We start from the raw sequence: 14,418 nt of genomic DNA, 5'->3' as shown, positions 1-14,418 counted from the left end.
TCGGGGCGCGCGGGCAGTTCCGGGAGGGGGGAAGCGTCATTCCGGGGCTCGCGCCTGACGGCGCGCCCCGGAATGACGGAGTGCCTTAATCCGGCCGGACCATCTCGAACATGTTTTCCGGCTGAATCTCGAAATAGTCGCCGCGGCGCCCCGCGCGCATGATCGGGCGGGCTGCCGCGGTCTGGTAGACGCCGTCCTTGATCATGGCCTTGTCGATGTGGACGGCGACGACCTCGCCGAGGGTCAGCCAGGCATTCGCCTCCCTGCCGTCGGCACCCTTGAGGCGGATGATATCGGACACCTTGCACTCGAAGGCGACCGGGCTCTCGCCGACGCGCGGCACGTTGACGAGCTTGCCCGGGACTGCGGTCAACCCTGCGAGCTTGAACTCATCGACTTCGGGCGCGACATGCGCGGCGGTGGCGTTCATTTGCTTGGCAAGATCCTTGGTGGCGAGATTCCAGACGAACTCGCCCGTCTGCTGGATGTTCTCGACCGAGTCTTTCCAGTGGGTGGAGGAGAAGCCGATGATCGGCGGCACATAAGCGAACGCGTTGAAGAAGCTGTAGGGCGCCAGATTGACGTGGCCCTTGGCGTCGCGCGAGGAGATCCAGCCGATCGGCCGCGGCGCGATGATGGCATTGAAGGGATCGTGCTTGAGGCCGTGGCCCTTGGAGGGTTCGTAGAAATGCAGGTCTTTCTCGGTCACGCGCTGCTTCCTTTCGTCATTGCGAGCGCAGCGAAGCAATCCAGAATCCCTCCGCGGAGACAATCTGGATTGCTTCGCTGCGCTCGCAATGACGGAATTTGTTGATCCGTCGTCGCACACCGCCAGCCGGTCAGTCCGGCGCGGTCAGCTTGCTTATATGGGAAAAGCTCCGCCCCGTCAGTGGCGCGGGGACAGACCGGCGATGACAAAATCGATCATCTGGTCGATGGTCGGGCCCGGCTTGTTGTCGGCCTGGGCGATCATCTGGGGGTGGAAGAACCGGATCATCGCGGTGCAGGTGCAGAGCGCGGCGAGCGGCAGATCGGGCGCCTCGAAATCGCCTGAGGCCACGCCTTGGGCAATCACCGCGCCGATGGCCTCGGTGACGCGATGGATATGGGCCACGCAAACCTCCCAATCCTCCTCCATCGCGATCTCGACCATCTCGTGCAGCTTGGAATCGCCGACATAACGCTCGGTGTTCATGCGATGGACGGTGGTGAGCAGCTCACGAAAGCGCTCCTTGACCGGACCGGGCTTGGCCACGATCCGCTGCGCCTCGAGCTCGACCTCGCCCATCAGGCTCTGCGCCACCGCCTGGTGGATCGCCTTCTTCGATTCGAAGAAGCGATAGACATTGGCGGGGCTCATCCGGAGCTCTTTGGCGATGTCCCCGACCGTGGTCTTTTGATAACCGATCTGGCGGAACAGCCGCTCGGCCACCTCGAGAATACGATCCCGGGTGTCGCCTTCGATATGTTCCGCAACCAATGTCATGTGTCAGGACTCGTCCATCGCTAGTCTTCTCATTTATTCAGCCGCCTCAGCAAGCGGAATTGCGTGCTGGTCATCGCTCCCATGCTGCGGCGCGGCAGGCTGTTCCGGCGTGCCGGCTTCGTCCAGGCTCTTCCTGAACCACAGAGCATAGAGGCCCGGCAGGTACAGCAGCGTCAGGAAGGTCGCGACAAACAGGCCGCCCATGATGGTGATCGCCATCGGGCCCCAGAAGGCCGAACGCGACAGCGGTATCATGGCGAGGATGGCGGCAAGCGCCGTCAGCACCACCGGACGGGCGCGGCGGACGGTCGCCTCCACGATCGCCTCGCGGCGGGTCAGGCCGTGCGAGACGTCGGTCTCGATCTGGTCGACCAGGATGACCGTGTTGCGCATGATCATGCCGGCGAGCGCGATCAGGCCGAGCAGCGCCACGAAGCCGAACGGCTGGTTGGCGACATTCAGACCGAGCGAGGCACCGACGATGCCGAGCGGCGCGGTGAGGAATACCAGCGTCAGGCGCGAGAAGCTCTGCAACTGGATCATCAGCAGCGTCAGCATCACCATGACCATCACCGGGAAGAGGATGAAGATCGAGGCATTGCCCTTGGCGGATTCCTCGAAGGCGCCACCCGGCTCGATGCGGTAGGCCGGCTCGAGGCTGTCCTTGATCGCCTGAAGCTTCGGCGTGATCTGGTTGGTGACGTCAGGCGCCTGCACGCCGTCGACGACGTCGGAGCGCACGGTGATCGCCATGTCGCGGTTGCGCCGCCACATGATCGGTTCCTCGTGGGCATATTCGATCTTGGCGATCTGCTGCAGCGGCACGGCAACGCCGTTCTTCGAGGTGATGGTGAGATCGCCGACCCCGCCGAGGTCGAGACGTTCGGACGGAATCGCACGGGCGACCACGCCGACCTTCTCGATGCCGTCACGCACGGTCGTGACCTGCGCGCCGGAGATCAGCATCGACAGCGCCTGCGAGACGTCCTGCGGGGTCAGGCCCATGGCACGGGCACGGTCCTGATCGACGACGAGCTTGAGGTAGGGCGACTGCTCGTTCCAGTCGAGCTGGACGTCCTTGACGTTCTTGTTCTCGCGCATGACGTCGCGAACCTGATAGGCGATCTCGCGCACCTTGTTCGCGTCAGGCCCGATCACGCGGAACTGCACGGGGAAGCCGACGGGGGGGCCGAAATTGAAGCGGTCGACGCGCACACGCGCCTCCGTCAGCATGCCATCGGCAACCGCACCCTCGATCTTGGCCTTGACCCGTTCGCGCGCCTCGACGCCCTTGGCGACGATGACGATCTCGGCGAAGGACTCGTTCGGCAGCTGCGGGTTGAGGCCGAGCCAGAAGCGCGGCGAGCCCTGGCCGACATAAGACGTATAGGTCTCGATATCCTTGTCGTCCTTCAGAAGCGTCTCGGCCTTCTTCACGGCCTTCTCGGTAACGTTGAAGGCCGTGCCCTCGGGCAGGCGCAACTGGAGGAACAGCTCGGGCCGTTCCGACAGCGGGAAGAACTGCTGCTGGACATGACCGAAGCCGACGATGGAAGCGACGAACACGCCGACGGTCGCGACCACCACGGTGATGCGATGATTGACGCACCATTGCACGATGGCGCGCAAGCCGCGGTACATCCGGGTCTCGTAAACCGCATGCGGATCGTGATTGTGATGCACCTTTATCTCCGGCAGCAGCTTGACGCCGATATAGGGCGTGAAGATCACCGCCACGAACCAGGAGGCGACCAGCGCGATCGCCACGATCCAGAAGATGCTGCCGGCATATTCGCCGACCGCCGAATTGGCAAAGCCGATGGGGAGGAAGCCAGCGGCCGTGACCAGCGTACCCGTGAGCATCGGAAACGCGGTGGATTCCCAGGCAAAGGACGCCGCACGCATGCGGTCCCAGCCCTGCTCCATCTTCACCACCATCATCTCGACCGCGATGATGGCATCATCCACGAGAAGTCCGAGCGCGATGATCAGCGCACCGAGCGAGATGCGGTGCAGATCGAGCGACATCGAATTCATGACTATGAAGACGATACCGAGCACCAAGGGCACGGACATCGCGACCACGATACCGGTACGCCAGCCGAGCGCTAGGAACGAGACGAACAGCACGATCGCGAGCGCTTCCATGAAGGAGTGCACGAACTCGCCGACGGCGTGCTCGACCACCTTGGGCTGATCGGCGATCAGCGAGACATCGATGCCCTGCGGCACCGCCTTCATGAAATCTGCGGTCGCCTTCTCGACGTCCTTGCCGAGCTCGAGGATGTTGGCGCCCTTGGCCGTGACGACGCCGATGCCGATTGCGGACTTACCTTCCTGGCGCACGACGAAGCTCGGCGGATCGACATAGCCGTGCGTGACGGTGGCGATGTCGCCGAGGCGGAACACGCGGCCGTTGCTCTCGACCGGCGTCTCGGCCACGGCCTTGGCGCCGTCGAGCGCGCCGGTGACACGCAGCGGCACGCGCTGCGACGAGGTCTCGACCGTACCGGCCGGCGTCACGTTGTTCTGCTTGGCCAGCGAATCGAACAGCGCCTGCGGCGTGATGCCGAGGGTGGCGAGCTTGGCATGCGAAAACTCGACGTAGATGCGCTCATCCTGATTGCCGTACATATCGACCTTGGTGACGCCAGGCACCTTAAGGAGGCGCTGGCGAAAACCTTCGGCGACCTTCTTGAGCTGGGCGTAGTCGGCGCCGTCGCCGGTCATCATGTAGAGGATGGAATCGACGTCGGAGAACTCGTCGTTGACGACGGGTCCGAGAATCCCTGCGGGCAGCTGGCCCTGAACGTCGACCAGCTTCTTGCGCAGCAGATAAAAGAGATACGGCACGTCCTTCGGCGGCGTGGAATCGCGGAAGGTGACCTGGAGCGCGGTGAAGCCGGGCTTGGAATAGGTCTGCACCTTCTCGAAATAAGGCAGCTCCTGGATCTTCTTCTCGATGGGATCGGCGACCTGGGCCTGCATCTCCTGTGCGGTCGCGCCCGGCCAAAGCACGGAAACGTTGACGACCTTCACGGTGAAGAACGGATCTTCGGCGCGGCCGAGCTTCTGATAGGAGAAGAAGCCGGCGACGCCGAGCACGAGCATCAGGAACAGGACCAGCGTCGGATGGCTGACGGCCCAGGCCGAAAGGTTGAAGCGCTTCATCGCACTCTCCGGAAAATCGATCCAATTGCCAAAACGACAGCCGCTCTGTTCAAACCGTCGTCGCGAGGCAGCGAAGCAATCCAGGGGGCTGGGCAGGTTCTGGATCGCTTCGCCGCTTCAGCCTTTGCGTAGGGGCAAAGGCAGAAGCTCACCTCACACGACGTAGCTCGCTTCTCCTGTCATTCCGGGGCGCCCGCAGGGCGATCCCGGAACAACGGTAGTTAGAAAGACAGCGCCGACACGACCCGCACCTTCTGGCCGGGATCGAGCTTCTGCACGCCGAGTGTGACGATCTTGGCGCCCTCGTCGACACCCCCAGTGATGATGACGTCGTTGCTGTCGTACGCCTTCACCGCAACCGGCTTCAGCGAAACCGCGCCGTTGTCGTCGACGACGAAGAAGGACGACTTGCCGCCTTCGTTGAACAGCGCCGACAGCGGCAGCCGCGCGACGCGCTCGGTGGCGGCGTCCGACAGCGTCAGCGTCGCCGTCATGCCGAGCGCGACCTTGTCGCCGGCCTCGGGCAGCGAGAATTTTGCGAGATAGGTGCGCGTGGCCGGATCGGCAGCAGGCGCAATCTCGCGCAGCTTCGCGGCGTATTTCTTGTCCGGCTCCGACCAAAGAGTGACGCTGGCGACGCCCGACTTGGCGCGTCCGACCAGCGTCTCAGGGATCGCGACGACCGCTTCCTTTTCGGCAAAGCGGGCGACACGGATCGAAGCCTGGCCCGCGGCGACCACCTGGCCGGGCTCGATCAGCGTCGCGGTGACGACGCCACGGGCGTCGGCGTTGAGCGTCGCGTAGGAAAGGGAATTCTTGGTCAACTCGACCGAGCGGATGGCACGGTCAAGGCGCGCACGGGCTTCGTCAGCTGCGGCGCGGCTCGAATCCATCGCAGCGTCCGTGGTCCAGCCCTTGGCTTTCAGATCCTTGGCGCGCTGCTCGGCTGCGGCAACCTGGGCAAGCACACCGGTCGCAGCGGTCTGCTCGGCGACCGCCTGCTCGGCCTGGAGCTTCAGATCGACCTCGTCGAGGGTGGCGAGTGCCTGGCCGACTTCCACGGTCTGGCCGACCTCAACAAGGCGTTTCGCGACCTTGCCGGCGACGCGAAAGCCGAGGTCGCTCTCGATCCGGGGCTTGATGGTGCCGACGAAGCTGCGCTCCGGGGTCTCGGCATCATAATGCGCTGTGGCGACCAGAACCGGCCGCGGCGGCTCGGCTTTTTGCGCCACGGAATCGTTGCATCCGGCCAGCGCCGCGGCCATCAGGGCCAGCGACATACCTGCCAAGAGCCTGGAATAGCTGGACAAAACCGACCGAACGAACATCGGGGGACACTCCTGCGTCTGCGATGAGAGGAATGTCGAATAATCACTGATAAAAGTCAATAATCGTCAGTCATCAGGAATGCGTGATCGTTAAGGGGTGGTAAGGATCAGAAGGAGATTACCAGGAAGGTGCTATCGTAGGGTGGCCAAAGGGTAGCGTGTCCATGCCCTTGGGCCTATCGGAAGAGATCGTGGGCACGGCGCGCGAAGAGCGCGCCTTTCTCCCACCCTACGAGACTGCCCTTACCGCCCCTGGTCGGCGAATTCGTGCTTGGTCTCGTGGCCGCCGATGAAGACCAGGATGCCGGCGAGGAGCGGCAGCACGGCAAGCACCAACAGGCCGGTCGAGGTCTGCCCTGTTGCTTCCTTGACCCAGCCGATCAGGTAGGGGCCGCCGAAGCCTGCGAGATTGCCGATCGAATTGATCAGCGCGATGGCGCCGGCAGCTGCCGTGCCTGACAGCCAGGCGGTCGGCAAGGTCCAGAACACGCCGAAGACGCAGAACACGCCGATCGCGGCGAAGGTCAGCGCCACCATCGTCATTGTGGGATCGGTGAGATAGCTGGAGATGGCGAGCGCGATCGCGATCAGGATCATGGGCACGCCGACATGTATCACGCGCTCGCGCGTTGAGTCCGAATGCCGGGCCCATAGGATCATGGCGATCGTACCGAACACATAGGGGATTGCGGTCACGAAGCCGGTCTGGGCGTTGGTGAGGCCGAACGCCTTGACGATCTGCGGCAGCCAGAACTGCATGCCATAGAGCGCGCCGACGAAGCCGAAATAGATCAGGCTGAGTGCGATCACCTTCGGCGAGGACAGGGCTTCACCGAGCGAGAAGTGCTTCACCGCCTGCTTGGCCGCGATCTCCGAATCGAGCTTCGCCTTGAGCCAGGCCTTCTGCTCGGCCGAGAGCCAGTCCGCCTTCTCCGGCTTGTCGGTGAGGTAGAACCAGGTGACGATGCCGAGCAGCATCGAGGGGATCCCCTCGAGAATGAACAGCCACTGCCAGCCCTTCAGTCCCATGACGCCGTCGAGCCCGAGCAGGAGGCCCGAGATCGGCGCGCCGATCACGGTCGAAACAGGAACGGCGATCGCGAAGGCCGCAAGGAAACGACCGCGATATTCGGCCGGATACCAGTAGGTGAGATAGAGGATGATGCCGGGGAAGAAGCCGGCTTCCGCCACGCCGAGCAGGAAGCGTAGGACGTAGAAGCTGGTCACGCCGCTCACCAGCGCCATCAGCGCCGAAATGATGCCCCAGGTCACCATGATACGGGCGATCCAGCGGCTGGCGCCGAACTTTTCCAGCGCGAGGTTGCTCGGCACCTCGAAGATGAAATAGCCGATGAAGAAGATGCCGGCGCCCCAGGAGAAGATCAGCGGGGTGAACTTCAGCTCGGCGTTCATGGTCAGCGCGGCGAAGCCGAGATTGACGCGATCGAGATAGGAGAAAAAGTAGGCCAGCACCAGGAACGGAATCAGGCGCCAGGAGATGGCGCGGATCGTCGAGGTCTCGATTTCGCTCTTGGTGATACCGGCCGAACCGGCATAAGTCGTGGTCTGGCTCATCGCTTCCCCCGGGGTTGTTGCTTTTGTGGGCTGATTGCGGTTTTCAGCATCGCGGACAAAGAGTCAATGGAGCAAGCAATGCACGGGACGCAACCGGCCAACACCGTTGCACCGCTCCAGGCATCGCTGATGCGCGCCGCCCTGGCGCTGGTCGTGATCGCCTGCGGCCTCTCCTTGCGCTGGTACGGCTTTCAGCTAGGCCTGCCCGCCTTCATGGTGAAATACGGCGGCTCGCTGTTGTGGGCGACGATGGTGTTTCTGTTGGTCGGGGTTTTGCTGCCGCAGCTGACGCGGACGCAGCTTGCGGCGATCGCGATGGTGATCGCGATCGCGGTCGAGTTTTCGCGGCTGGTGCACACGCCGTGGCTCGATGCGTTCCGGCTGACAACGGCCGGCGCGTTGTTGTTGGGACGGATTTTCTCGCTGTGGAATGTGCTGGCGTATGCGATTGGGATCGCGTGCGGCGTTTGGATCGATCGGCTGGTCGCGCGCGCGGTCTCGCAACTCACTCATCAAGCTGAAACCGCTCGAAGCGATCCAGCTCTTCCTCGATCTTCCGCTTCAGCTCCTTGCGCCCCGCCGTCTTCTTGCCCTGCCCGACCCAAGTCCATTTCTGCATCAGCACCTTCTTCGCCTGCCGGTCGGTCTTGAGATCGAGCGCGGCGACGATCTCGTCGCCGACCAGCACGGGCAGCGCGAAATAGCCGAGCTTGCGCTTGGCCTTCGGCACATAGGCCTCGAACAAATGATTGTAGCCGAAGATGAGATTGGTGCGCTTGCGCTGGATGATCAGCGGATCGAATGGCGAGAGGATGTGGACGAGGTCGGACGATATTTCGGCAGGCTCGAGCGTCGCTGGTGCGGTCCAATGCTCCTGCTTGCCGGCGCCTTCGATCGCGACCGGCACGAGCTCGCCGCGGCGGACGCGCGAGGCGACCAGGCTTGCGACCGCCTTCTTGCTCGGCGCATCGAGATGGCAGATCGAATCGAGGCTGACGACGCCTTGCGAGCGCAGCGCACGATCGAGCAGATAGGCCGTGATCTCCTTCGCTGAAGCCGGCTTCGGCAATTTGTCCCAGCCGAAATGACGCGTCATCAGATCATAGGTCTTCAGCATGCCCTGGCGCGCGCTGATGGTCGCGACGCCGGTATAGAAGGCCAGCTGAAGCGCCCGCTTCGAGGGTTTTCGGCTCTGCCAGAGATGCTCCTTCTCGATGAGCACGTCGTCCTCGATGTCGCGGATGGTCAGCGCACCCGCGCGCAACAGCCGCATCACCTTGCGGGTGTCAGCCAGCGTCACCGAGGCATACCAATTGTGCCCCTCGCGCTTGTGCTCGCGCATCGCCGGCAGGAAGAAGCGAAAATCGTTCGACGGAACGTAGGACAGCGCATGGGTCCAGTATTCGAACACGCTTTTGTCGACGCTCTGCGCCTGACGCAGATCGGCGCGGCGATAGGACGGAATGCGGCTGAACAGGATATGGTGATGGCAGCGCTCGATCACGTTGATGGTGTCGATCTGCACATAGCCAAGATGGGCGACCGCGTCCGTGACGGCCTGGGCGCCCTCGCCGAACGGTGCGCGCGTGTCGAGCCGCTGGGCCCTCAGCCAGATCTGCCGGGCCTGTGTCGTCGGTATCAGAAGGGGTTTTGGTGCGCGGGGCATTGCGAGAGGCAATGTAGCGGGATTCGCACCAAGAGAAAGAACAGGAAAAACAACCCGGCATACGAAAGCCGCGCTGCCATCTGCTGACAGCGCGGCTTGATGGTGGGGGGCGAGGCCTACTTCATCATCATCGCCTTCTGCGCCTTCATGTAATGCATGCAGGCGCCCTTCATCTTGCCCATGCTCATGTCCGTGTTGGCCATGGCCATTTCCTTGTTCATGGCCATCTTGGCGGGCGTGTCGGCGGTGCCGGTCATCGCGGCCGTCGATTTCATCATGTTTTCGCCGGTGCACGCCATCATCGCGGCGGAGGCGGGCGAAACGGAGAGAGCGAACGCGACAAAGGCTGCGGCGGTGAGCAAGGTCCTCATCGAAAAGTCTCCTCAAGTAAAACGAAACCGGCGTCATGCCGGCATTCGCAAATACGTATTCTCTCGTGAGAACGTTTCGTGGAGAAGACAATTTTCTTGCTGCAACGCAAAGCAGGCCGACATTAGCGACCGTCCTTGGGCGCCTTGACCCGGTCGTTGGGCCGGTCGCTGAGGCTGCCGGTGGCGATGTCGGGCTCGCAGGAGGCTCTGCCTCGCCCCTCCGCCTGACAGCGATAGACGCTGCCGGTCAGGCGATCGACCAGCCACATCGTCTCGTCTGTCGGAGCTTCGAGGCCGATATAGCGAGAGGCCAACCCAGTGATCAGCGTCGAGAGCAGGATCGCCACCGCGATCATCGCCGCACCGATATAGATCGGCATGGCGCTGAGAAACACGGTCCGATCCGGCCGGCCATTACGATAGAACTGGTAGTCACTCGGCCTCGGCACTGGACGGAACTCGGCTCCCTCATCTACGATTGTCGAGTGACGTTGCTTGCTAGGCGCGCATCTGGCCGAAAGCTTGTCCGCGGGCGGACCATGCCGCGACCGCTTTGCGACGACCGGTGTACACGGGTTTCAGCAATGCTCTGCCTCAGTCCCCCTAGGTCGGGGCGGAAGCGCAGCTCAGGCTCCTTAAGAGAGCCAGCTTATTAAGAGAGCCAGCTTAGCCCGGAAGCCCCCGCCCACGAATGTGACGAAGATCACATCGAAGCCTTTGAACCTTCCCTATGCTCGCAGCATCAAATCGCCATCAGGCGTCACAGCGAGGATACGACAATGACCCATTTCGATAGGTTTTTTGGACTGAAGGCGATCACGCTCACGGCCGCGCTGTCGCTGACCGCGGGCCTGGCTTTCGCCGGCGACAACAACGTCTCGTCCAGCCAGATCCTGGATGCGTTGAAGCCGAAGCCGATCACCCGCGGCCTCTCCGTCGGTCCGCAGGCCGATCCGACGGCGCAGGCCAAGGAAGCGACCTTCCTGAACACCGTGCGCAACCGGCAGACCCGTTCGCTCTCGATGGGCGAACGTGACCAGATCGCCGAGCTCGCGTCGACCAAGCCGAACATCGATCTGGAGATCCAGTTCGACTATAACTCGGCCGACATTGCCAAAACGTCTGTGCCGTCGGTGCAAGCTCTCGGCAAGGCGCTGTCCGACCCGTCGCTGAAGGGCTCGACCTTCGTGGTCGCCGGCCACACCGATGCGATCGGCACCGAGGAGTACAATCAGGGCCTCTCGGAGCGTCGCGCCGACACCATCAAGAAGTACCTGGTGCAGAACTACGGTCTCAACGGCAGCGACCTGGTCACCGTCGGCTATGGCAAGACCAAGCTGAAGGACGCCGCCAACGGCGCCGACCCGATCAACCGCCGCGTTCAGGTCGTGAACATGGACACCAAGACCGCGTCCAAATGATCTGAGAAACGATCGCAACAGCCGACAAACCGCCTGCCGCGTGTGGCAGGCGGTTTTCTGTCGTCAGATCCAGCTCTGAAACAGCATCAGGTGGTTGAACGTCTGCATCGATGTGCCGATGAAGGCCGCCGAGATCGGCAGCATCACCGCGAAGCCGATCGCGACCATGCCCACATAGGCCCACAGCAGCCAGCGCGGCAGCCCCTCTCGGCGCAGCGCATAGACCAGGGCAAGCGACGCAACCGTTGCAGCCGGCAGATAGTAGTAGATGAAGCCCAGCGTGCGTGGGAGCAAAGCCCAGGCGAGCCAGCAGCCGAAATAGAACGCCGCGATCAGGAACGCATCCCAACGGCGCGCGACGACGAAGTCGCGCAACACAACGGCAAGCGCGAGCAACGCCGGCCAGGCGACCAGCGGATTGCCGAGGAAGACGATCGCTGCAATGTTGTCGTCCGCGGTCTTGTCGAATAGGAACCACACCGGGCGCGCCAGCAACGGCCAGGACGGCCAGGAGCTCATATAGGTGTGGCCGGCGATCGCAGTGGTGGTGTTGTCGGCGAAGATCCGGCGCTGCGCCTCGATCAGATCGGATAGCGACAGGCCGTAGAGCGGAACGAAGGCGGCGAAATACGTCACGGCCGGCAACAGCGCAAAGCACAGTGCGGCATGATGCGCCCTGAATGTGGGCCAGAGGTCAGGGCGGTACCAATCGGTTGGCCTCGCATCGCCAAACAGAGTATGCCAGCCCTGCATCAGGCGGATCACCGCAACGATCGCGATGCAGACAGCGAGCGGAAACAAGCCGCTCCATTTGCAGGCAGCTGCAAAACCGAACAACGCCCCTGCGATCGCGAACAGCGCCTGCGGACGCTCTCGTCGAAAGCCGTGCATGAAGGCAGCGATGGCGAGCAAGCCAATACCCAGCGCAAAGATGTCGAGCATCGCGATGCGCGCCTGCACATAGAGCATCTGGTTGAAGGCCGCGATCAGCGCCGTCGCAATCGCGGGTCCTTGCGACCCGAACAGTGCGAGCCCGCAGAGATAGATCGCGACAACGGCGAGCGCGCCGAACAAGGTCGCCGGATAGCGCCAGCCGAGCGCGTTGTCGCCGAATGCCGCGATCGATGCCGCGATCAGCTCTTTCGCAAGCGGCGGATGCATCGGATTGAGCATCGGCTGTGGCGCAGTGAAGCCCAGCATCTGCCGCGCTGCCGGCACGTAATGAACCTCGTCGAACACGAACTTGTCCGGCGTCGTCAGCCCGATCAGCAGCGCGAAATGCGCGGCTAGGAAGATCGCGACAGCGATCACTGCGCTTCGCGACAATCCAGGAACTGGATATGCTTCCAGCGACTGCGATAGGGCTATTTTGCGTGGCAAATCTGCGTCACCGCGAATAAAAAATAACTCAGGCGATCCATTGAACGCATTCTGCCGCAACTGTCACTAAGCTAACGCTCGTCTCGCGCGGCCTGTGATAATTCTGCCACAACACAAGCGCGCGCGATCCAGTACGATCAGGGACCTCGATCGGTTACGATATGAATTTGCGTTTTCTGCTTTTCCCAACACTGCTGTCGGCTGCACTTTGCGCTGCGCCTTCTGTGCAGGCCCAGACGCGCGTCGGCGAAGCCGTCCTCGTCCAGAACGAAGTGGTGCGTGTGGCCGCGAGCACGACGCCGATCAATGTCGGCGATAGCATGCTGCGCGATGAAACCGTGCGCACCGGTGCGGACAGCGCGGCGCGCTTTGTCATGGCCGACAGCACCAACCTGTCGCTGGGGCCGAGTGCGACGCTGAAGCTCGACCGCACCGTCTTCAACGACGAGCACAGCTATCGCGACGTCGCCATCCGAATGGCGACCGGCGCATTCCGCTTCGTCACCGGACATTCGGAGAAGACCGCCTACAAGATCACGACGCCGCTCGCGACCATCGGCGTTCGCGGCACGATCCTCGACATCCTCTCGCAACGCGGCCGCTCGGTCGTCGTCCTTCAAGAGGGAGCGGCAAGCGTCTGCACGCTGAGCTTCCAGTGCATTCAGCTCACCCAGCCGGGCGACACCGCGATCATCACCTCGACCGGCGGCAAAGTCACGATCACCAAGACCAACTCGCCGCCCTGGACGTTCGCAGCCAACTGCGCCGCCAATGCCGGGCTGTGCACCGTCAACCAATATGCCGATGCGTCGCCGACCACACCCGCCGTCCATGACGATGGCATGCTGTGCGGGCGCTGACGATGGCAAAGCCCGGCTTCAAACGCCTCGTCCTGGCCTATACACTCGGCGCCGCCGCCGCGCTCACGCTGTTCGCGCTCAACGCCCGTCCAGCGACAGCCGCGACCTTCTGCGAATCCGAGTGCGGCAGTCCGACCCCCTCCCCGTCACCGACATATTCGCCGTCCCCGACGCCAGGCGCATCGCCCTCCCCGAGACCGTCTCCGTCACCAAGCCCATCTCCGTCGCCGAGCCAGGCTCCGTCGCCGACCCCAACGCCGACCGGCTCCGATTCCAGCGGCAACTCGGTCAACGGACTCGCCAACCAGCGCTTCAATCAGATGATCACCAACCGCGTGCTCGGCACGGTGCTGCTTGGCGTCAACGAGCAGGTCAATTGCAGCGACTGCATCAGCGCGTTCGGCTCGGCCGGCTCGTTCTCGGCCGGCATCCACGGCCGCAAGGAACTGACGCCCAACCTGTCGCTGCTTGCCGGCATCGCCTACACGCAATACAGCGAGGGCGGCTATCACATCACCAGCGCACCGATCGGCGCCTTTGCGCTGCGTTATGACTTCACCGATTGGGGCTCGTCGCGTCCGTTCTTCGACGTCGGCACGATCCTGACGCCGTGGGAGAAAGCGCGCTACACCCGCAGTTACAATACCAGCCTGGGTCCGGTGAGCGTGACGAGTTCAACGGACGCCTCCAATTATGCGGTCTTTGGCCGCGCCGGCTGGATCAGTCGCCTGTCATCGCGCGACGAGGTCGCAGCCTCCATCGAGGTCTGGCAGCTCTGGCAGCGCGTGTCCGGCTATGCCGACAACACGGTCGCGTTCAATCCGTTCGACGCCACCATTGCAACAGGCACCGACCGCACCAGCCTGGTCAAGATCGGCGGCCAGTGGACCCATCTCTTCGCCGGCAATATCGAGACCAACATCAACGGCGGCTGGGTGCAGTCGTTCGCCAGCCATAGCGGCATCGTCGCCACAGTGACCGGCGACGGCATGGTGGTGCCGACGATGGGCAACCAGGGCTGGTTCGAATATGGCGGCCGCCTCGGCTTCCGTGTGCAGAAGGGCTGGGTCGTGGATCTCTTCGCCAACGGCACATTGGGCCCGCAGCCGGTGGGCAATACGATCCATGGCGGCGTAGGGCTGCGGATCAATTATTAGCTG

Annotated in this window: 12 protein-coding genes and 1 pseudogene; 4 read left to right on the top strand and 9 right to left on the bottom strand. The window is 63.1% G+C overall.

Going from position 1 to position 14,418, the window contains the following annotated elements; all coding sequences use genetic code 11:
- Positions 1-85: 85 nt before the first annotated feature.
- The 5 genes from L6637_RS08530 to L6637_RS08510 form a co-directional block, all read right to left on the bottom strand.
- Positions 86-709, bottom strand: a complete 624-nt coding sequence (locus L6637_RS08530; protein WP_237870079.1) for a flavin reductase family protein — start codon at positions 707-709, stop codon at positions 86-88.
- 177 nt (positions 710-886) lie between these two features.
- The gene (locus L6637_RS08525) at positions 887-1,486 is read right to left on the bottom strand and encodes a TetR/AcrR family transcriptional regulator (RefSeq protein WP_237866495.1); all 600 of its coding nucleotides are present in this window, start codon (positions 1,484-1,486) and stop codon (positions 887-889) included.
- A gap of 33 nt (positions 1,487-1,519) precedes the next feature.
- Positions 1,520-4,657 carry an efflux RND transporter permease subunit gene (locus L6637_RS08520; protein ID WP_237866496.1) on the bottom strand — a complete coding sequence of 1,046 codons (3,138 nt, stop codon included), beginning with the start codon at positions 4,655-4,657 and terminating at the stop codon, positions 1,520-1,522.
- A 221-nt stretch (positions 4,658-4,878) separates the two neighbouring features.
- Positions 4,879-5,985, bottom strand: a complete 1,107-nt coding sequence (locus L6637_RS08515; protein ID WP_237870077.1) for an efflux RND transporter periplasmic adaptor subunit — start codon at positions 5,983-5,985, stop codon at positions 4,879-4,881.
- 243 nt (positions 5,986-6,228) lie between these two features.
- A complete protein-coding gene (locus L6637_RS08510) occupies positions 6,229-7,560 on the bottom strand; it encodes an MFS transporter (RefSeq protein WP_237866499.1) in 1,332 nt (443 codons plus the stop codon).
- Positions 7,561-7,638: 78 nt separating this feature from the next.
- On the opposite strand from L6637_RS08510, the pseudogene L6637_RS08505 reads away from it, so the two are divergent.
- A pseudogene (locus L6637_RS08505) lies at positions 7,639-8,052 on the top strand (ribosomal maturation YjgA family protein); the annotation flags it as partial.
- 13 nt (positions 8,053-8,065) lie between these two features.
- Here L6637_RS08505 and L6637_RS08500 read toward each other — a convergent pair.
- The 3 genes from L6637_RS08500 to L6637_RS08490 form a co-directional block, all read right to left on the bottom strand.
- The gene (locus tag L6637_RS08500; RefSeq protein WP_237866501.1) at positions 8,066-9,226 is read right to left on the bottom strand and encodes a winged helix-turn-helix domain-containing protein; all 1,161 of its coding nucleotides are present in this window, start codon (positions 9,224-9,226) and stop codon (positions 8,066-8,068) included.
- Positions 9,227-9,342: 116 nt separating this feature from the next.
- Positions 9,343-9,597, bottom strand: a complete 255-nt coding sequence (locus tag L6637_RS08495) for a hypothetical protein (RefSeq protein WP_237866502.1) — start codon at positions 9,595-9,597, stop codon at positions 9,343-9,345.
- A 122-nt stretch (positions 9,598-9,719) separates the two neighbouring features.
- The gene (locus L6637_RS08490) at positions 9,720-9,977 is read right to left on the bottom strand and encodes a hypothetical protein (RefSeq protein ID WP_237866535.1); all 258 of its coding nucleotides are present in this window, start codon (positions 9,975-9,977) and stop codon (positions 9,720-9,722) included.
- 399 nt (positions 9,978-10,376) lie between these two features.
- On the opposite strand from L6637_RS08490, the gene L6637_RS08485 reads away from it, so the two are divergent.
- Positions 10,377-11,018 (top strand): OmpA family protein, encoded by a 642-nt coding sequence (locus tag L6637_RS08485; RefSeq protein ID WP_237866504.1) that lies wholly within the window; start codon positions 10,377-10,379, stop codon positions 11,016-11,018.
- A 63-nt stretch (positions 11,019-11,081) separates the two neighbouring features.
- Here the strand turns inward: L6637_RS08485 and L6637_RS08480 are convergent, their stop codons facing one another.
- Positions 11,082-12,368, bottom strand: a complete 1,287-nt coding sequence (locus L6637_RS08480; RefSeq protein ID WP_237870686.1) for a phospholipid carrier-dependent glycosyltransferase — start codon at positions 12,366-12,368, stop codon at positions 11,082-11,084.
- A 191-nt stretch (positions 12,369-12,559) separates the two neighbouring features.
- Between L6637_RS08480 and L6637_RS08475 the strand changes: the two genes are divergently transcribed.
- Together L6637_RS08475 and L6637_RS08470 are read left to right on the top strand one after the other, a co-directional pair.
- Positions 12,560-13,258 (top strand): FecR family protein, encoded by a 699-nt coding sequence (locus L6637_RS08475; protein ID WP_237866505.1) that lies wholly within the window; start codon positions 12,560-12,562, stop codon positions 13,256-13,258.
- Between the two features lie 2 nt (positions 13,259-13,260).
- The gene (locus L6637_RS08470) at positions 13,261-14,415 is read left to right on the top strand and encodes a hypothetical protein (RefSeq protein WP_237870075.1); all 1,155 of its coding nucleotides are present in this window, start codon (positions 13,261-13,263) and stop codon (positions 14,413-14,415) included.
- The last annotated feature ends 3 nt before the right edge of the window (positions 14,416-14,418 follow it).

The organism is Bradyrhizobium zhengyangense (genome assembly GCF_022012435.1).
GTDB lineage: Bacteria > Pseudomonadota > Alphaproteobacteria > Rhizobiales > Xanthobacteraceae > Bradyrhizobium > Bradyrhizobium zhengyangense.
The sequence above is the reverse complement of the archived record's forward strand: the minus strand, read 5'-3'. Positions and strand labels throughout refer to the sequence as shown.